At 45.8% G+C, this 19543-nt stretch carries 14 protein-coding genes; 8 read left to right on the top strand and 6 right to left on the bottom strand.

Translation table 11 applies throughout. From position 1 onward, the window contains the following. Positions 1 to 26: 26 nt before the first annotated feature. Positions 27 to 863 (bottom strand): prephenate/arogenate dehydrogenase, encoded by an 837-nt coding sequence (locus PMG25_RS12645; RefSeq protein ID WP_283767265.1) that lies wholly within the window; start codon positions 861 to 863, stop codon positions 27 to 29. A gap of 180 nt (positions 864 to 1043) precedes the next feature. Between PMG25_RS12645 and PMG25_RS12640 the strand changes: the two genes are divergently transcribed. Continuing rightward, positions 1044 to 2639, top strand: a complete 1596-nt coding sequence (locus PMG25_RS12640) for a pentapeptide repeat-containing protein (protein ID WP_283767264.1) — start codon at positions 1044 to 1046, stop codon at positions 2637 to 2639. Then, positions 2623 to 2973, top strand: a complete 351-nt coding sequence (locus PMG25_RS12635) for a translation initiation factor (protein WP_283767263.1) — start codon at positions 2623 to 2625, stop codon at positions 2971 to 2973. The genes PMG25_RS12640 and PMG25_RS12635 overlap by 17 nt, the downstream gene beginning before the upstream one ends. A 60-nt stretch (positions 2974 to 3033) precedes the next feature. Here PMG25_RS12635 and PMG25_RS12630 read toward each other — a convergent pair whose 3' ends face one another. Next, entirely contained in the window at positions 3034 to 3693 is a 660-nt protein-coding gene (locus tag PMG25_RS12630; RefSeq protein ID WP_283767262.1) for a HEAT repeat domain-containing protein, read from the bottom strand. Between the two features lie 178 nt (positions 3694 to 3871). Between PMG25_RS12630 and PMG25_RS12625 the strand changes: the two genes are divergently transcribed. From PMG25_RS12625 to PMG25_RS12610, 4 genes are all read left to right on the top strand, one after another. Further along, positions 3872 to 4423 carry a DUF3011 domain-containing protein gene (locus tag PMG25_RS12625; RefSeq protein WP_283767261.1) on the top strand — a complete coding sequence of 184 codons (552 nt, stop codon included), beginning with the start codon at positions 3872 to 3874 and terminating at the stop codon, positions 4421 to 4423. A 24-nt stretch (positions 4424 to 4447) separates the two neighbouring features. Further along, a complete protein-coding gene (surE, locus tag PMG25_RS12620; protein WP_347178823.1) occupies positions 4448 to 5137 on the top strand; it encodes a 5'/3'-nucleotidase SurE in 690 nt (229 codons plus the stop codon). A 127-nt stretch (positions 5138 to 5264) separates the two neighbouring features. Further along, on the top strand, positions 5265 to 10538 hold the full coding sequence (locus PMG25_RS12615) for an AAA family ATPase (protein WP_283767259.1): 5274 nt from the start codon (positions 5265 to 5267) through the stop codon (positions 10536 to 10538). A 66-nt stretch (positions 10539 to 10604) separates the two neighbouring features. After that, positions 10605 to 10802 carry a hypothetical protein gene (locus PMG25_RS12610; protein ID WP_283767258.1) on the top strand — a complete coding sequence of 66 codons (198 nt, stop codon included), beginning with the start codon at positions 10605 to 10607 and terminating at the stop codon, positions 10800 to 10802. Here the strand turns inward: PMG25_RS12610 and PMG25_RS12605 are convergent. After that, a complete protein-coding gene (locus PMG25_RS12605) occupies positions 10792 to 12723 on the bottom strand; it encodes a tetratricopeptide repeat protein (RefSeq protein WP_283767257.1) in 1932 nt (643 codons plus the stop codon). The two genes, PMG25_RS12610 and PMG25_RS12605, sit on opposite strands and share 11 nt — an antisense overlap. A 357-nt stretch (positions 12724 to 13080) precedes the next feature. On the opposite strand from PMG25_RS12605, the gene PMG25_RS12600 reads away from it, so the two are divergent. Next, complete coding sequence (locus tag PMG25_RS12600; protein WP_283767256.1) at positions 13081 to 14229, top strand: pyridoxal-phosphate-dependent aminotransferase family protein; 1149 nt, start codon at positions 13081 to 13083, stop codon at positions 14227 to 14229. Positions 14230 to 14387: 158 nt separating this feature from the next. Here PMG25_RS12600 and PMG25_RS12595 read toward each other — a convergent pair whose 3' ends face one another. Beyond that, on the bottom strand, positions 14388 to 14966 hold the full coding sequence (locus PMG25_RS12595; protein ID WP_283767255.1) for a thylakoid membrane photosystem I accumulation factor: 579 nt from the start codon (positions 14964 to 14966) through the stop codon (positions 14388 to 14390). 174 nt (positions 14967 to 15140) lie between these two features. Between PMG25_RS12595 and PMG25_RS12590 the strand changes: the two genes are divergently transcribed. Next, positions 15141 to 15539 (top strand): hypothetical protein, encoded by a 399-nt coding sequence (locus PMG25_RS12590; protein WP_283767254.1) that lies wholly within the window; start codon positions 15141 to 15143, stop codon positions 15537 to 15539. 15 nt (positions 15540 to 15554) lie between these two features. Here PMG25_RS12590 and PMG25_RS12585 read toward each other — a convergent pair whose 3' ends face one another. Both PMG25_RS12585 and PMG25_RS12580 read right to left on the bottom strand, forming a co-directional pair. Next, positions 15555 to 17318 carry a DUF3685 domain-containing protein gene (locus tag PMG25_RS12585; protein WP_283767253.1) on the bottom strand — a complete coding sequence of 588 codons (1764 nt, stop codon included), beginning with the start codon at positions 17316 to 17318 and terminating at the stop codon, positions 15555 to 15557. 87 nt (positions 17319 to 17405) lie between these two features. Next, a complete protein-coding gene (locus PMG25_RS12580) occupies positions 17406 to 19328 on the bottom strand; it encodes a hypothetical protein (protein WP_283767252.1) in 1923 nt (640 codons plus the stop codon). Positions 19329 to 19543 lie beyond the last annotated feature (215 nt).

The raw sequence follows: 19543 nt of genomic DNA, 5'->3' as shown, positions 1-19543 counted from the left end.
ATTCCCCATTCCCCATTCCCCATTCCCTACAAAAACTTGGGTCGCTCTTGTTGGGTTTTCTGTAAGTACCCATCAATGGCGGCCCAATCTTCGTTTTCAATCCAGGTGAGGACTCGATCTAAATTTTGGCGATACCTTAAGAGAGATTCTTTCAGAGCTTCTCGATTGTATTCGGCCATCATGCGACCCAATTCTGGATTGCCTCCCCCCACGCGACTGGTATCGGCAAAGCCGGAGCTGGCCAGTTTTTGGGCTAAATCGCGCACGGAGTCCAGGGGGCGATCGCTACAAGTCGCAATTAATCCAGCACTAATGAAAACAGGTAAATGGGAAATCAAGGCCACCGCTCGATCGTGGTCTTGGGGTGAGCAATGATACACCTTGGCTTGTAGCGATCGCACCACTTCGGTCATCCGCTCTAAAGATTCGGGTGGGGTCGTTTCCACCGGCGTGAGAACATAGGGACGATCTTCAAATAATCCGAACTCGGCCGCGCCTAACCCTTGTGCTGCCGTTCCTGCCATGGGATGACCGCCAACAAAATTGGGGCAAATGGGGGCTAAAGACTCGACAATTGGCGTTTTAACTGACCCGACATCCGTTACAATTGTGGCCGGAGAGAGCCAAGGAACCAATTGCTGGGCGATCGGCACAATCCGGCCAATGGGAGTACAAATAAAAATAATTTCTGCCATACTCAAATGGCTCAACTCAAGACTGGCTCGATCCACCACCCCTTGTGCAACGGCTGCTTCACAGGTATGGGGATTACGGCTCACTCCCAAAACTTCCCAACCGAGCGATCGTAAAGTCAACCCTAATGACCCACCGATTAACCCTAAACCAATGATGCCTACTTTCATCACCCACCTATCCATTCAACGTTTTGGGTCTCCCTGTCACCCCCTCCCAGACTCCAATCTATCCATCAGAGTCACCGGATCGGGTTCATGATCCCCTGTTCCCCATCATCCCAGTTATCCAACTCGATGGGAAACCTATGCCAACGCCAGTGTACCTCAACCAATCTCTAGGAAATCGCCATGGACGAAGAGGAAGTGCTTAATCAGTACGAAGCCGGACAAAGAGATTTTATGGGCATCTTACTCACCGAAGCAAATTTGAGTGGGGTGAACTTGAGTGAAGCCAACTTTAGCGGGGCCAATCTCTGTGTAGCCAACCTCAGTGGGGCTAACCTACAAGGGGCAGATCTGAGTAAAGCCAAACTCAATGTCGCTCGGCTCAGTGGTTGTAATCTCACCAAAGCCAATTTCAACCGCGCCATTCTCAATGTGGCTAACTTAGTACGAGCGGATCTCAGTGGTGCAAGCTTAATACAAACCGGCCTGATTCGGGCTGAACTGATTCGCGCTCAATTGAGTAATGCTAACCTCAGTCGAGCAAACCTGACGGGGGCCGATTTGCGAGAAGCCACCCTGCGTCAAGCCAATCTCAGTGGGGCCAATCTCAGTGAAGTGGATTTGCGCGGCACATCCATGATTGCGGCCAATCTAGAAGGGGCCAATCTCCATGGAACCGACTTAGGACGAGCGGATTTGAGTGGCTCAGATTTGCGGGATGCGGATTTGCGCCACGCCAATCTCAGTCGGGCTAATCTGAGCGGAGCCAATTTAAGTGGAGCCAATCTGCGCTGGGTGGATCTCAGTGGAACCAATCTCAGTTGGGCGGATTTAAGTGAAGCCAAATTGAGTGGAACCAATTTGATTGGAGCGGATTTGAGTAATGCCAATTTGGTCAATTGTAGTTTGGTTCATGCCGATTTAACTCAAGCCAATTTGATCCAAGTGGAATGGAGCGGCGCAGATTTGAGTGGCGCGACTTTAACTGGGGCCAAGCTCCATGGGGTGTCTCGATTTGGTTTAAAGACCGATGGCATGGCCTGTGAATGGGTGGATTTAAGTCCCGATGGCGATCATACCCAGGTTTATCATTTTACACCGGATGAGTTTAAGCAGTTTTTTAATCCCACTCCGCCTACGGTGAGTATTACTGTAGATGCCCAACTCGATCATGCAGCATCGTTTGTTTTATCGGCGTTCTATTATCATATTGCTGGGCAATATCCGGGGATGAATCATCCTCCGAGTATTAAGGTGGGCTATCGTCGGACGACGTTGATTTTCCGGTTAGACCGGGATGAGGAGCTGTTGCCGATCGCCTATTTAGCCATTTTACCCTTTAAGGATAGTACGGCCACCCAACGCAATATTTCTGAAGTGATGGAGATTATTCGCTCTCCGGATATGGAGGATTATTTGACCATTCGAGACCGAAAACGGATTAAACAAATTAGTAAGGCACTTAGTCAGGTCATGAGTCGGGTTGTCCGGGTGAAAGTGGGTGGAGATTTGCCCAACCCACCGGGTTCGGAAGAGTTCTTTTCTGTGCCGACTCAGGTGAGTTTGACCAATTCGAGCGATCAATCCCTCAATATTTATTTTCATCCCTCTTTTGGTAAGCGGTTGATTAATTCGGCTGCTTATTTTCAGACCAGTGAAACCAACACGATGAAAATGCAACAGTTGTCTGTGCCGACGGCGGAAGTGGTGGCAGATTTTATCCGTGGATTCTATATTTTGGAGAAGTTAGGAAATACTGAACATGGGTTCTCAAGGTAAGTCAAAATCGGGCGATCGCCTAGTCTATCAAGAGTTTGGCGAGGGTGCAAACACCGAGGGACAAGACTCGGTGCAGGTGGATGTGCCGCCGAAGCAACAAAACCTGAAGGTGGAAGTGTCTCGCAAAGGACGCAAGGGAAAAACGGTGACGGTGGTGCAAGGATTTCAACATTCCCAGGACACTTTGTCTGCTCTGTTGAAACAATTGAAAGCTCAGTGTGGAGCGGGGGGAACCCTGAAGGAGCAAACCTTGGAAATTCAAGGGGATCATGGACAAAAAATGATGAATTTTCTATCACAAAAAGGCTATAAAGTCAAGCGTTCTGGGGGGTGAGGTCAATGAACAATGAACAATGAACAATGAATAATGAATAATGAATAATGAATAATGAGTTCAGAAAGCCAAGTTTTCTAGGGCTAGGGTAGCGGCTTGGGCCACGTTGGGATGAGCGTCTTTGCTGAGATATTTGAGGGCGGATTGGCTTTTGCTACAGGGCAAATGACCCAAGGCTTCTGCTAGACGCTGACGCACGAGCCAATCGTCTGAACCCGCAAATCGCAAAATTGCGGAGACGGCGCTGAGGTCTTGGATTTCTCCTAAAGCGGCGATCGCCGCTTGCTGGATCACCACTTCCGCACTATCTAGAGCTTGCAGCAAGACATCATGGGCCCGTTGATCCCGTAAATTGCCTAGGGAAACGGCGGCACTAAAGCGCACTAACCAATCGGGGTCTTCATAAAAAGCCCGCACTAAGGGTTCAAAGGCTCTTAAATCTCGCAAGTAACCCAAAGCCCCCGCAGCATCGGCACGAATGCCATAATCAGGATCGGTCTCTAACAGATTGACCAGCAAGGGAAAGGATTCTTCCGTTGGCTTCACCCCTAGGGCAAAAATGGCCATAGACCGCACTTGTTGATTGCGGTCTTGCAGTGCTTGTTTGACCAAAGGCATCGCTTGAGTCGGGGAGAGATCTCGCAGTGCCAACAGGGCCAGCTTGCGATCGCGAAGATTATCACTATCGAGTTGGATCTTCAGTTCTGTTAAGCTGGTCATAATCTTAAGAGACAAAAGGATAAAATAACGGCGGTGATTAAGTTATATAAAGAGATTATAAATCACTCTTAACCCAACCGAAAGATTTCTCTTCTGGCACTCCCTCACTCAAACTTTCGTCAGCCCTGAGCAATGTTACAATCAACGGGCATTCTATATTATGTTAACTAACTCAGCGATGCGTCGAGTTCTTCAATCTTATCTAAGTGCCGCCCTATGCTCTAGTGTAATGGTGGGTCTCAGCACTATTAACCCGCAACCGGCTACCGCTCAACGGCAACAGCCCCCGCGATCGGTGCGCTGTGAAAGTCGGGATGCCCAACCTGCCAACTGCCCCATCGATACTCGCAATGGGGTGACTTTAGTGGAACAGTATTCTACAGCCTCTTGTATAGGGAACTGGGGATTTGGGAATGGGTTTGTTTGGGTGAGAAATGGTTGTCGCGCCCGATTTGAAACCAATTATGCTCAAAATCCCGGTGGGGGCGGTTTTTTTGGCCCTCCAGGAATTGATTTTAGAGATCCAGTCCGTAGGGGTTCCCGCGAACAAGTAGGGGTGACTTCGGGGATTTATAATAATCAGGGCGATCGCGTCCGCACAGTTTATCGAGGTGAACCCATAATCGTCAACTGGAACAATAGTTTTTACTACGGTGGACAACAATATGTCCGAGTTCGCACTCAAGATGGCTTAGTGGGTTGGATGCTGGCGATTGATAGACACAGATAGGTTCCACTCGGATTCTAATTTTAACTGATGATAATTTTAACCAATGATGATGGGATTGATGCTCCCGGTATTCGCGCTCTCCAGAACGCTGTTGGGGATCAGGGGATTCTGGTTGCACCGACGGTTCAGTATTCTGGCTGTGGGCATCAAACGACCACCCATAAACCTCTGAAGATGGAGGAGCGATCGCCAACTGAATACGCGGTTCACGGTACACCTGCTGATTGTACTCGCTTGGCGATCGCCCAACTGCAACCCCAACTGAATCAACCGATTGATTGGGTTCTCTCTGGAGTCAATGCGGGGGGCAATATGGGGATTGATGTCTATATGTCGGGAACCGTGGCTGCGGTGCGCGAAGCGGCTTTTCATGGAGTTCCCGGTATTGCCATTTCCCACTGGATTAAGCGCCCCCTGGCGATCGACTGGCAACGGACAACCCAATGGACAGCCCATATTTTATCTAAGCTGTTTTCCCATCCCCTAGAACCGAGATGTTTCTGGAATGTGAATATTCCCCATCTGGAACCGGGTGCTAAAGAACCGGAAATGGTGTTTTGTCCCCTGAGTACCCAACCGTTGCCCCTCCAATATCGGGTAGAAGGAGGTGAGTATATCTACTGCGGAAATTACGATCGCCGCGATCGCACTCCGGGAACCGATGTCGATATCTGTTTTTCCGGCAAGATTTCCGTCACTCAAGTGCCGATCTGATTGACATCTTCTGCGCCCATATTGAGAATAATACTAATCATAGAGAGCGATCGAGGTATCCTATCGAGTTGGCGATCGCTCTTTCTGATCGGATAGAACTCTTTTCGGATCAGTCACAACTTCAGTCATGATCGATATTCCTGGTTATCAAATCCTCACTCAAATTTACGATAGCTTCAACTCACAAGTCTATCGTGGCATCCGTCAGAGCGATCGAACCCCCGTCATTATCAAAATCCTCAAACAAGATTACCCCACTGCCGCCGAACTCACCCGCTACAAACAAGAATACGAACTCACCCATAGTCTCAATTTAGAAGGCACGATCAGAGCCTACAGCTTACAACCCTATCAAAGAACCCTGGCGATCGTCTTAGAAGACTTTGGAGGCATCCCATTAGCCAACCTCCTCAACCCATCGTCACTCAACTTAGAGCAATCTCTAGAAATCATGATTAAAATTGCTCAGAGCTTAGGAGAACTACACGCCCAAAATATTATTCATAAAGATATTAATCCAGCCAATATCGTCATCAACCCTCAAACCCAACAACTCAAACTCATTGATTTAGGCATCGCCACACCCCTAAGTCGAGAAAATCCCACCCTCAAAAATCCCAACACCCTAGAAGGCACATTACCCTACATTTCACCCGAACAAACCGGGAGAATGAACCGCTCCCTAGATTATCGCACCGACTTTTACTCCCTAGGAGTCCTATTTTATCAACTCCTCACCCATCAACTCCCTTTTCAGACGATAGACCCATTAGAACTGGTTCATGCTCACATTGCCAAAGCCCCCCAACCTCCCCATCAAATAAACCCATCCCTTCCTCCCATCCTCTCCGATATCGCCATGAAACTCATGGCCAAAAATGCCGAAGATAGGTATCAAAGTGCCTGGGGATTAGAATCCGATCTAAAAACCGCACTTAATCAACTTCAACAAACCGGTACAATCCTCTCATTTGACCTAGGTCAAAATGATGTTTCCGATCATTTTTCTATCCCTCAAAAGCTCTATGGTAGAGAAAAAGAAATTGAAACCCTACTGAGTTCCTTCGAGGGAGCAAAAGACCAAAGCGAATTCATCTTAGTAGCCGGATACTCAGGGATTGGCAAATCCTGTTTAGTTCAAGAAATTCACAAACCAATTACTGAAAAAAAAGGATATTTTGTTTCCGGTAAATTTGACCAATTTAAGCGCAATATTCCCTACTCAGCAATCTTAACTGCCTTCAGTCAATTCATCGAGCAAATTTTAACCGAAAGTGAAAGAGAATTACAAGCATGGAAACATAAGTTTCTGCAAGCCCTAGGAAGCAATGGAAACGTATTAATTGATGTCATCCCCGAAATCGAACTCATTATTGGTGAGCAACCGCCAGTAGCCGAATTAGGAGCCACAGAGAGCCAGAACCGATTTAACTTAGTATTTCAAAATTTTATTCATGCGACTTGTAGTCGCGAACATCCCTTAGTCGTTTTTCTAGATGATTTACAATGGGCAGATGCCGCCACACTCAAATTGATTAAATTAATGATGTCCGATGTTAATTTGCAAAATCTTTTACTCATTGGAGCCTATCGAGATAATGAAGTGAATCCAGGTCACCCCCTGGAGATGATGGTCAATGAATTAAGAGAGACTCAAGCCATAATTAAAGAAATAAACCTAAACAATCTGTCTCTACACCATGTGAATCAAATTCTGAGTGAAACCTTAAAGTCTAGTTTAGAAAAAAGCAATTCTTTGGCTGAATTGGTCTTTCAAAAAACAGATGGAAATCCATTTTTTGTTAATCAATTTTTGCTTAACTTATATTCTGAAAAATTAATCAACTTTGATTACAAACAGAAAAAATGGCAGTGGAATCAGCAGGAGATAGAAAGCTGCAACATTACAGATAATGTTGTCGATTTAATGATTCAAAGCTTGAGAAAACTACCGATAGCCACTCAAGACGTTTTGAAATTAGCCGCTTGTATCGGTGCTAATTTTGATTTATCCACGTTATCTATTATTGCCCAAACATCACCTAAAGATACATTTTTAGCTTTAGTCAAAGCCATTCAATCTGGGCTAATTTTAACGGTATCCGAATTAGATCAAGAACTGCTCATTCAAGATTACAAGTTTTTGCACGATCGCGTGCAACAAGCTGCCTATAGCTTAATTGCTGAAGATGACAAAGCTGCTCTGCATTTGAAAATTGGCCGCTTACTCCTGGGTAACTCATCTGAAGAACAGAAAGAAGAAAGGCTCTTTGATTTCCTCGGTCACTTAAATTTAGGCCAAGCACTCATTGAACAAGACTCCGAAAAAGAAGAGTTAGCTCAACTCAACTTACAAGCTGGGGAAAAAGCCAAAAAATCAACGGCCTATAGTGCGGGTATTTTGTATGTGCAAACTGGGATTGGTTTGCTCAACTCTCATTCTTGGGACAGTCAATATCATTTAACTTTAAAGCTTTATATCACAGGCACTGAGTTAGCCTATTTAAATGCCGATTTAGATCGGATGCAAGAGAGAGCCAATCAAGTCTTACACCACGGCCAGACAATTCTCGACAAAATCCCGGTCTATGAAGTGCTAATTAGTTCATATACCGGTCAAGGTAAAATGCAGGAATCTGTGGATTTGGGTAGACAAGTCTTACAGGAATTGGGGGTGGATGTACCCGCTTCTATGAATGCCACGCAAAATAATGAGGCGCTACAAGCTCTCAATCAACAACTCGAAGGCAGAACCATTGAGGAGTTAATCGATCTGCCGATCATGAGCGATCGCCATATCCAGGCCTCCATGAACATATTACATATGCTACTGGCTCCTGTTTTCCAAGGTAAGCCCGATTTACTGCCAATGGTGGGGATCACCATGGTTCGCCTATCCCTTGAATTTGGCAATTCCCCTGCCTCAGTCGTCGGCTATGTTCTCCATGGCTTAGTCCTCTGTTCAGTTTGGCAAGAATTAGAAGAGGGTTATGCCTTTGGTCGATTATCCCTGAATTTGCTGGATCGTTTTCATTGGAATAACTTTAAATCTATTGTCCTGAATATGTTTGGCAACCATATTCAACACTTTAAAGATCACTTTCGAGAGACCAGTGCCACTTTATATGAAGGACATAAGTCAGGCTTGGAAACCGGTGATTTTTTGTTTTGTGGATATAGTATCTCCAATTCTTATTTACAAAGATTCTTATTCGGCACTGAACTCGAACCGATGATCCGTGAACTGTTAGACTATCGTCATTTAATGATCTCAATTAAACAGTTTTCTCCATTAGGGTATTTGGATCTCCTGCAACAAACCGGGATAAACCTGAGAGAAACATTTCCTGAACCCCATCGACTGCTGGGAGAAGTCTACAATGAAATCGAGAGAATCCCCAAACACGAAGAGGATCAAGAATTAACAGCGTTGAGCTTACTTTATCTCTACAAGTTGCTTTTAGCCTATTTATTTGAAGATTATCAGTCTGCATTAGAGTATATCAAAATTGCAGAAGAAAATAATTATGAAAATGCAGTGACAGGTATGGTGTGTATTCCCTGTTTTCATTTCTATGCTGCATTAACCTATCTAGCTATTTTGTCATTGGATTCAGAAGGAGATAAAAATAGTTACTTAGAACGGCTGGATGTTCACGAAAAAACGGTTAATCAATGGGCGCAGTGTTCTCCCAGTAATCATCTACATAAATGGTATTTGTTGCAAGCTGAAAAACATAGAGTGTATGGCAACAAAGCGGAAGCGATTGCAGATTATGACCGGGCAATATCGGCTGCCCATGAAAATCAATATATCCATGAAGAAGCCCTAGCCAATGAGCTGGCTGCTAAGTTTTACTTAAACTGGGGAAAAGGTAAGATTGCCCAATCGTACATGCAGGATGCAAGCTATGCTTATATGCTTTGGGGTGCTTTAGCGAAAGTTAACTACTTAAATCGACAGTATTCAACCTTATTAAGTGCTGTTTCCCAACAGAACTTAAATGTTACTAAGACTATAACTGAAACGTCTAGTGGAAAAAATCTATATAAGACCTTAGATATGAAAACCGTGTTTAAGGCGAATCAGATTATTTCTGGAGAGATTGTTTTAGATAAGCTTTTGGTGGAGTTAATGAAAATTATCCTGCAAAATGCTGGGGCACAAACGGGCTGTTTGATGATTGTGGATCGAGGGAGTTTAATCGTTCAAGCATCGGGAAATATTAACTCGGAACAAATTAGGGTACTGCAAGAATTACCTGTAGAAGAATCAACTGTAGTATGCCATGCTATTGTTAACTATGTAGCCAGAACCCAGGAAAGCATAGTTTTAAACGATGCATCACATTCTGGAAATTTCACTCAGGATAGTTATATTCAAACCCATCAACCTCAATCAATTCTCTGTGTACCTCTGGTTAATCAAGGTAAACTCATTAGTATTGTTTATCTAGAAAATAACTTAACAACGGGGGCATTCACGGAGGAAAGAGTGAATATTGTACAGGTAATTTCGGGGCAAGCGGCGATCGCCCTGGAAAATGCATATTTATACCGTAACTTAGAACAGAAAGTTGAAGAGCGCACGGCGGAACTGGCTTTAGCGAATGCCGAAATTAAAACCTTAAATGAACAATTAACCTCAGAGAATCTCCGCTTGAGTTCCGAGTTGGATGTGGCGAAAAAGATTCAACAGATGGTGCTGCCAAAAGCTACGGAATTAGACAGTGTGGAAGATTTGGAAATCGCTTGCTATATGGAACCGGCGGATGAAGTGGGGGGGGATTATTACGATATTTTGCAGGAAGGCGATCGCATCAAGATTACGATTGGAGATGTAACTGGCCATGGTTTGGAAAGTGGCGTGTTAATGCTCATGGCGCAAACGGTGGTGCGAACCCTGGAAAATATGCATGAAACCGGTGCGATCCATTTTTTGGAAATGGTTAATAAAACTCTCTGTCAAAACTTAGAACGGATGAACTCGCATAAGAATATGAGTTTGGCTATTCTTAACTATAAAGAGGGTTTGATGAAAGTGAGTGGACAACATGAAGAAATTATTGTGGTGCGAGGGAATGGAGAGCTGGAGTTGATTGATACTCTGGATTTAGGATTTCCCATAGGTTTAGATTGGCAGATTGGTGAATTTATTCATGAACAAGAGCTGTTTTTAAATTCAGATGATGTGATTATCCTCTATACAGATGGAATTACGGAAGCGGAAAATCTGGAGAATCAGCAGTATGGGTTAGAGCGATTAGCTCAATTGGCACAACAGCACCGGCAACATTCAGTGATTCACATTCGCGATCGGATTATTGAGGATGTACGCTTGTTTATTGGGGAACAAAAAGTGTTTGATGATATTACGTTGCTGGTATTAAAACAAAAATAGCCAAACTGTCCGGATTACACTTAGGGTCTCGGTAAAGAGAGTATAGAAGTTAATTGTGTGGCATCTATGCACTTTCCGATCGCTTTATTGGTGTCTCCCTTGTTCATGGTGAACACGATCGCCACGACTCCGGTTTCTTCTCCTGAAGTACCGACTCTATCCGTTGCTTCCGAGTCCACAGAACTGATCTATGGATATGGATACAACCGTAGAGGAGGTCAAACCCCCAGAGGGGGTACGGGACGACGACGGATTATGGCGTAACGTTTCCGGTAGAGGGTAATCGATCCAATTGATATTTTGCATCTTCATAGCACCCAACTCTGCCCATACTCGAACAGAGTTGGGCAGTTTTTTCTAGATCGAAAATGGCTTTATCGGCTTGCTTTTGCTTCATGTAGGCTAATCCTCGGTCATAATAGGCGAGGGCAAAATCGGACTTACGCTCGATCGCCCGTGTAAAATCGGCGATCGCTCCCTGTGCATCCCCTAAATCTAATCGCGTTAAGCCTCGATTATGATAGGGAACCGGATCTTCTGGATCGAGGCGAATGGCAATATTGTAATCTTCGATCGCCCCCTGAAAATCTTGTTTTTTCCGCCGGGCTAACCCCCGATTTTGATAGGCAAAGCCATCGGTGGGTTCCAGATTAATGGCTTGGGTACAATCGGCGATCGCCCGATCCTGATCTCCCACATTTGACCAAGATAAACAGCGATTCAAATAGGCAGCCCCCAACGTCGGCTCTAGTTCTAGGGCCTCAGTATAATCCAGAATCGCCTCCTTATCATCTCCTAAATCTGACAATACACTCCCGCGATTCACGTAGGCGGGGACAAAACTGGGATCGAGTTGGATCACCTCAGTATAATCGGCAAGCGCTCCCTGGCGATCGCCCAACTCAAAGCGGATATTGCCACGTTGATAATAGGACTGACTCAGGTGACTCTCCAGCAAAATCGCCTGGGTAAAGTCCTCCAAAGCCGCCTCCAGATTCTCCATATCCTGATGAATCAACCCGCGATGATAATAAGCCTCACCCTTTTGGGGCTGTTTGGCGATCGCCTGATCATAAGACTCCAGAGCCTCCTCTAAATTGCCCTCTTCTACATACCCTTGAGCCTCCCTCAGTCCACCCTGATTGCCCAACCCGGATAAAGATAAACGACTCGATCCCAAGGCAATCCCCAGCAAGATCAAACTCCCTAATGTCACCATCAACGGTAATAAATAACGCTTGGCTTGCCAGGAATTTAGGGGAGTCACTGGCGTTGCCTCCTCATAATTCATCGTCTCTTCTGGGGGTTGTCCTTGGGGAACTAAGGGAGGGGTTTCCGAGCGCACTAAGTGCCCAGTCACCTTACCCGGTTGCAAACTGCTCAAATCGTCCAAAACACTGTTGGCTAACTGATAGCGTTCCTTTGTGTCTGGAGCCACCATTTTATTCAAAATCCGAATAAATTCTGGATTAGCCTTGACTCCATCACACCAATCGTGGTTCGCTTTCCCCCTCAAGGTCGATAATTCCAGAAGACTTTGACCGCTCAGTAATTGAATCCCAATCATCCCTAACGAATAGAGATCGCTATTAAAATGGGCTTGTCCTTGGTCTTGTTCTGGGGAAACATAGACCACCGAGCCATTTCTTTGAGCCTGTAACAGTTGTTGTTGAGAGCGCATCACTTGAGCGCCAATTTCTTTAAAGATCCCAAATCCAGTTAGAACTAGGCGATCGTCTGATTTACGGCGAATTAAATTCGAGGGTTTAACCGAGCGATGGATCAGGCCTCGGCTATGGACAAATGCTAAGATTTGTAATACTTCTTCGAGCAAACTCACCACTTGAGCTTCTGACCATTGGGGTTGAGATTCGAGTTGTTTTCGTAAACAAGTGCCCACTACAAACTCTTCCACTAAATAAAAACTTTGATTCTCTTCAAAGTAATCGAGCAGTTTAGGGATTTGGGGATGAGCGCCAAGACCTTTGAGGGCTTCCGCCTTCTTATTGAGTAAAATTAAGCTAAATTCTAAGGTTTTGGGATTATTACCGGGCAATTTTAATTGTTTGACCACACATCGAGGATGGCCCGGCAAATGGGTATCGCCCACCAGGTGAGTTTGGCCAAGCTGGTTGGAGCCAAGGGTTTTAATAAATTGATATCGTTGGTTAAGCAGCCGTTCCATGGGGCTTGTCTCTTGAGTTGCTAACAACCGTCCGCTCTACGAACGACTCTCACCCGTTTGATTGTTGTCTGCCAACAGGGGAGGCGATCGCCTATCATCGTGCTATTGTGCCATTGATGCTAAGAAAGAAAAGTGACATTTCATTTCCCCCTGTTGACGATTTTAACCTGCTTGTCGGCGAACACCAACTTGTAGGATATTGCCACCCATCCATTCCAGAGATCGTCCCATTAAAACGTCCCCACATCCTGTCCTTATGTCTATCCATGGCGGGAATCAAGGGGCTGGCTCTTTATCCCATACCCCGATCCTTGTAGGATAGTAGATCGCCCCATAAAAATTTGAGGACACAACCCCATGGATGACAACTTAATGTTAATGATTCCCGGCCCTACTCCAGTGCCCGATCCGGTGCTATTGGCGATGGCAAAACCGATTATAGGTCATCGTAGTGGCGACTTTAGTTTGATTATGAAAGAGGTGACGGAAAATCTCAAGTGGTTGCACCAAACCCAGAATGATGTGCTAATTGTCGCCGGGAGTGGAACCTCGGCTATGGAAGCGGGGATTATTAACTTCTTGAGTGCAGGCGATCGCGTTTTAGTCGGCAGTAATGGTAAATTTGGCGATCGCTGGGCCAAAGTCGCTAAAGCCTATAACCTAGAGGTAGAAATCATTACCGCCGAATGGGGACAACCCCTCGATACCGAAGCATTCCGGGAAAAGCTCGAAGCAGATACCGACAAGCAAATTAAAGCGGTGATTATCACCCACTCGGAAACCTCCACAGGGGTACTCAATGACCTAGAAACCATTAACCGCTACGTGAAAACCCATGGACAAGCCCTGATTATGGTGGATGCCGTCACCAGTTTAGGCGCAATTAGCGTTCCCATTGATGAATGGGGATTAGATGTAGTTGCGTCGGGTTCCCAGAAAGGCTATATGATTCCTCCAGGCTTAGGATTTGTCTCTGTGAGTGCGAAAGCTTGGGAAGCTTATGAAAGTGCCAACTTACCCAAATTCTATTTAGATTTGGGCCCGTATCGCAAAACCGCCGCTAAAAACAGTAATCCCTTTACCCCTCCCGTGAATCTATTTTATGGCTTGCAAGTGGCTCTACAGATGCTCAAAGATGAGGGATTAGAGAGTATTTTTAGCCGTCATCAGCGATCGAAAACAGCCATTCGCGAAGCCGTAAAAGCCCTCAATTTGCCCACCTTTGCTCCTGATGATGCCGCCAGTCCCGCAGTCACCGCAGTTGCACCCGATCGCGTGGAAGCAGAAGCCATTCGTTCGACGATGCGGAAACAGTTTAATATTGCCCTAGCCGGTGGACAAGACCATTTGAAGGGTAAAATTTTCCGGGTTGGTCATTTGGGATTTGTGGGCGATCGCGATATTCTCACCTGCATTTCTGCCCTAGAAACCAGCTTACAAATCTTAGGCGATACCGGTTTTACTCCCGGTGCAGGGGTAACCGCAGCAGCCAAGGTTTTAAGTTAGGCAGTAGGGAGTAAGGTGGGCAGAAGAATAAGCCATTGATTCAACTTTGATAACTCTTGCCCTGCCCACCCTACCGCTAGAGCCAACGGTTCTCAACCGCTCCCCATTGTTGATTGTTCATTGTTCATTGTTCATTGTTTCTTGTCCCCTGCGTTCCTTTAATTCGGGGCTAACTCCGTATTCAGCTCATTCACCGCTTTGGGAACACGGGGTTGGGTATTTTCTCTGGGGGGAAAATCAAATAAATCCCGTAGAGCATCATCCACCTGTTCAAAGGGGATATTACCCGTCCCTTCAAAAACCACATTACCTTGCGGATCGAAGAGAATGGTTTCGGGCACTTTGCCCTTATAGTAGTAAGCCGCTTTCGTGCTATCCTTAGTCTCATCAAAGATAATTTGATCCACACTCAGGGGCACAAAATCAACAATTCGCCCATAATAAGCTTGAAGCTGGGAGATCACCGACGCATACTGCTTACAATCTCGGCTATCATCAAGATAGAACACTAATAATGTAGCCCGATCTTGTTTTAGGGAATCTTTAAATGCAACTCTAGGAGGAACAAGGGAACCATTCCCCCCATAGAGGGCAAAAATATTACCATCAAAGGTATCTTCATTCATACCGGCGATCGCCTCTGGTGTCCCCAAACTCAAGAAGCAAGTGACACAGAGTACCATCAGCAACAAACATCCACTGACGAACGTTTGTTTCCATCGATCAATTTGATTCAATAGCATTTTATTACGGATTCCCAACACGCTCAATGGATAAGGAACTATAGGATTAAACAAAGGCTACCATACTTTCGGTCTATTCTCCGAGCCAATTCGGGCGACCTGCCCTAAGTTCCCTCAATCCTATTCTCACGATTTCCCCTATGATTCCTTCCTATTCTTATGTTAACCATGACTCGCGATCATATTCAAAAGCTGGGAGCTTCCTTAAGACCAATTCGCCAGAATTTGTTAAAATTCGACGAAGAGCAGGGAATTTTACGCTTTTGGTATCAGGGAGAAGAGCCTTATTTTGATGTCTTTTTTGACATTCAGGATCGGGAACTGATTTGGTTTCAGTTAACCTTAAGGGGAAAATGCTTAACTTGGCATCACCATCAGGGTCTAGAAACGGGGTTTACGGAAGAGATTAATATTACTCCAGAACGTTACCCTTCCAGTAAGTTAATTAGACCACAAGCCAGTCTAGATCAGGCGTTTGTGGATTTGGCTTACGAAATTTTGCTGACGCGATCGCCGGAATATCCCTTTGATTTAGCCCTGCAAATCTTTGAAGACCATCATGGTTAAGTGGTTAATGCTTAATTATTTTGGGCGATCGCCGTTCCCACTTAACCGACTCTCTGACCAAGAATTACCGATTCCTTGCAGGACTCCCCGCGCAACAAGGCCAATTCCTCGTCCAATCACATGGGTTAAAATATAGATTAAAACTTGGCCAACTGAGCCAACTAAGGCTTGTAAGCGAGGAGCAACAGCATCTCGACCTTCAAGGACTAAGGTTACTACTAAAGACCACCCTTTTAACCCATCTAATTCTTCCCGTCTGGGGGCATAAATCGATACTTTTTCAATGCCTCGCCCCTCTAAGATGAATAAAGAATATTGACTTTCAAAGATAGCTTTGGGTTCTCCTAACCATTGTTGTTGGCGAGATCTCCAGGATAAATCATTGCGAAAGCGTTCTATTTTGCGACTGGTAATCAACTGTTCATCGTAAAAAATCTGCTTCACTTCTACAAAATCAGCAAAGTGATTTAAAAGAGGATTAACCACGCTATTCCCTAGCTGAACAATCAGATTTTGGGTTAACATTTCAGCACGTTTTCGCGCTTCTGGTGTGCCAGGGGCATATAAACGATTATCAATCATCAGGGGGCTTTCATAGACTAAATAATTGAGCAAGTCCATGAATAAGGGGATTTTCTCTAAATACTCGGTCTGAATTCGGTCGATATCCTGCAATACAATCGGGACAATCTCGACTTCTTTCCCTTTGACCCTAATTCGTGAATATTTGCCGAAGAACTCAGTTACAGAAGCTGACCATAAATCTCGCAGTAAATCGATTTTTTTGGCGACTAATTGCTCTCCTTGAATTTGGGAGATTTTCAAATCTTGAAGCAGGACTTCCCACTCTTCCAACACAACTTGTAAGAGTTCTTGCCGTTTTTGGGGTTTGAGGATATCTAGCTCTAGGGGGGTGTGGGTTAAGTTATTGAGTTGAAATTGCAGATGAGCCGCAGTGTTTTCTAAGACTTGCTGAAGGGGAGAAATGGGGATTAATGATTCACTAGATTCGAGGTCTAAAATTGGGGGAGGAGAAGGAACTAGGGAGGGATTGGCTGATCGTTCAGAATTGGGGTTGGCAGGATTTGCTCTGGTTTCTTCAAATTCTACCGTTTCTAACTGGGGCGCTAATAACCAATGAATACACCATCGAGCGGTTAATAACTCCCGCAGTCTGCCGCGAATCACTGCCCGTTCTAATAGGGATAAATCGGGTTGATTCAGTTGTGCTTTTAACTTGGTTTCGACTTCCGAGATGGTTTTAATCCCCCAGAGATACCAACGGTGTTTTACTCTCGTCCACCAGGATGGGCGATCGCTCTCAACCCAGGATGGGGCAACACTGACCTGATAAGATTCTCCGAGGGCGACTTGTTTGAGCGTAGCCACCAACTGGCTCTGATCCGCCGTTTTCGGACAATAGCCGTCAACCCCTACCGCGTGCGCTCTTTGCCAACTGACTGTCCCTGGATCGCTCAATAAAACCAGTTTATAGGAGGGATACCAGGTTTTCAGATTTTGACAAAACTGTAGTAAGGCATCTTTGGAGAGGGAGGCTTCTAGGGCAGAATCAATCACGATAATGCCCACACCAGGGGGGCGATCGCTAATCGATAGCCGTTGGTCTTGTAGATACCGCAAAGCAGCGCTAGGGGTGTCTACTTCAGCCATAATCTCTAATTCAGGATAGGCTTGTACAGTTGCCTGAAGTCCCAGCCGAAAAATTCGACTGGGAACGATGAATAACAGGCGAATCGGAAACGGTTGAGAATGGGACATGGGACACTTAATTGAGAGACCAGGGGTAGGCTCACTGGTTCAGGGAATACCAATACTTTGTATATCCTCTGCCACCTCTACCTCTGCTTAAAACTGCGGCTCAGGGCTATAATCTGAAGGCTCAGGAGCCGCTTCATAAACGGGTTCGGGTGCTGGCTCTTGATAAACCGGTTCTTGATAAACCGGCTCCTGATAAACCGGTTCTTGATACACCGGTTCTTGATACACCGGCTCTTGATACACCGGCTCCTGATAAACCGGTTCTTGATAAACCGGCTCTTGATACACTGGAGCAGGAGGAGTGTATAAGGCATCGAGTTCTGCTTGCCAACGGGCGATCGCATCTTGAGCCTGGTAATACAGGGGTCTACCCCAACCAATACGGGAAGCAGCGCTAATGGCTTCATTGTAACGACCCAAAGAGGCTAAATATTCAGCATCCCTCATATCCGCTTCATCCTGAGCCGTTTGAATTTCCACTTCCCACTCATAAATAATATCCTGGGCTTGACCATACAAGGCGCGATCGGGCGTAATTTTTTCCGCCATCTCAATAGCGGCCCACAAATCTCCTGCCTGAGCCAAAGATTTAGCCCGATCCAGAATCGGCCCATCCTCAATAATTTCAATCCGCTTATCCCATTCCGCGATTAAGGTTTGAGCCTCAATGCGTAGGGGATGGCCCCGCTCAATCTCGGCAGCTAAGGATATGGCTTGTTCAAAATCTTCCAAAGTTTCCCTGGCTGCCGCTTGGCGAGCCATCGCCAAAACCGGTCGTGCTTCTAGCCGTTGAATTTCCTTGCGCCAATGGGCCACCTTAGTCTGGGCTTGAATGCGTCGGGGACGGTCAACGGAGACCATTTGGGCAAATTCTTCCGCTTGTTTCAGGGCCATGGGTTGGCCCACGTTAGCAATGAAAGTAGCAAACTGGATTTGCATTTCATCTTGCACTTGTTCTTGCCACTGGCCAATTTTGGCTTGAGCTTCTTCATAGAGGGGGCGATCGGGTTTAATTTGAGCCGCTTGAGTTTGGGCTAATAACAAAGCCCCTAAATTTTCCTCTTCAACGGTATCAATGGCCTCTCCCAAGCGAATAAAATCTTGAGCTTCCGCATAACGAGGGGAATAACTAGGAACGTTTTCAGCAATGGCGATCGCCCCTTCAAGATCCTCTTCTTCTAAGCGCTCTTCCGCTTTTTCCAGAAGCTGACGACTCCAAGTGGCGATTTCCTCGTTTGCTGTTTTCCGAGTCAAGCTATCGGCCGGAATTTCATTCACTCGCTCCATCGCCTCTACTAAGTCGGCGACCGTACCATAACTGGCCCAATAGCGAGCATCCTTTAACTGTTTCTGATGTTGTTTTTCCGAGGCCATTAACTGAGTCACCTCGACAAAGCGCTCTTGACTCCAGAAGGGGTCATCGAGTTTGCCCAACAGAGCTACCTGTTGATAGGCAAGCGTCCAATTTTGAGTTTCTATGGCCTTAAGCGCTTTTTCATAGATCTCTTGACCGGTCTCCCAGTCGGCTTGCCATAAGTTAATCTTGGTCTGAGCTTCAGCATATAAGGGGCTGCTCTGGGGCACTTTACGAGCCATCTCAATTGCTTTTTCCAGATTACCCGCCTGCATTTCCTGGCGACCAAATTCTAAAATTGCCTTTGACCAATTGTTCATCAACCGTTGACTTTCGGCATAGAGAGCATGGTCAGAGTCCCATTGCTCTACAAAGGCGATCGCCGATTCTAGATCCTCTAGCTTGCCAGAAAGGGCTTGCTGTTCCACACAATAGAGTTGCTCGCCATCAGCAGCCAACGGCGACAACTCTTTACAGTCTGGGGTGGGAGGCACGCGAGTTAACAGCCAAGTGGCTACAAACCCAGCACTGCCAAACATGAGGATAATCATCAGCCATAACAGAGATAACCCGATGGCGTTCAGGGTTGTATTTTGGTTTGAGGGACTCGATGGAGTCTCTTGGGGGGGGTTAATGGCAGTTGAAACTTCTTTCATAGACTAGGGGAGAAATGGGTATAACGCAATGGACTCAATCAAGAAGACGTAAATGTAATTCCAGTCATTCAACTGGGTTTCAATCATTTAGAAAAGAGTTTAATCCTGATCCAGAGGGGGAAATCCGGATTCAGTTCAGGGCGATCGCCGAATATAGGTATAGACTAACCAGAGTAGCCTAGGGCCTCTGGCCTTGTTCTAGAGTTTAACCGTTG

Origin of the sequence: Roseofilum capinflatum BLCC-M114, assembly GCF_030068505.1 — a bacterium.
Lineage (GTDB): Bacteria > Cyanobacteriota > Cyanobacteriia > Cyanobacteriales > Desertifilaceae > Roseofilum > Roseofilum capinflatum.
This window is presented reverse-complemented; position numbering and strand designations above follow the sequence as displayed.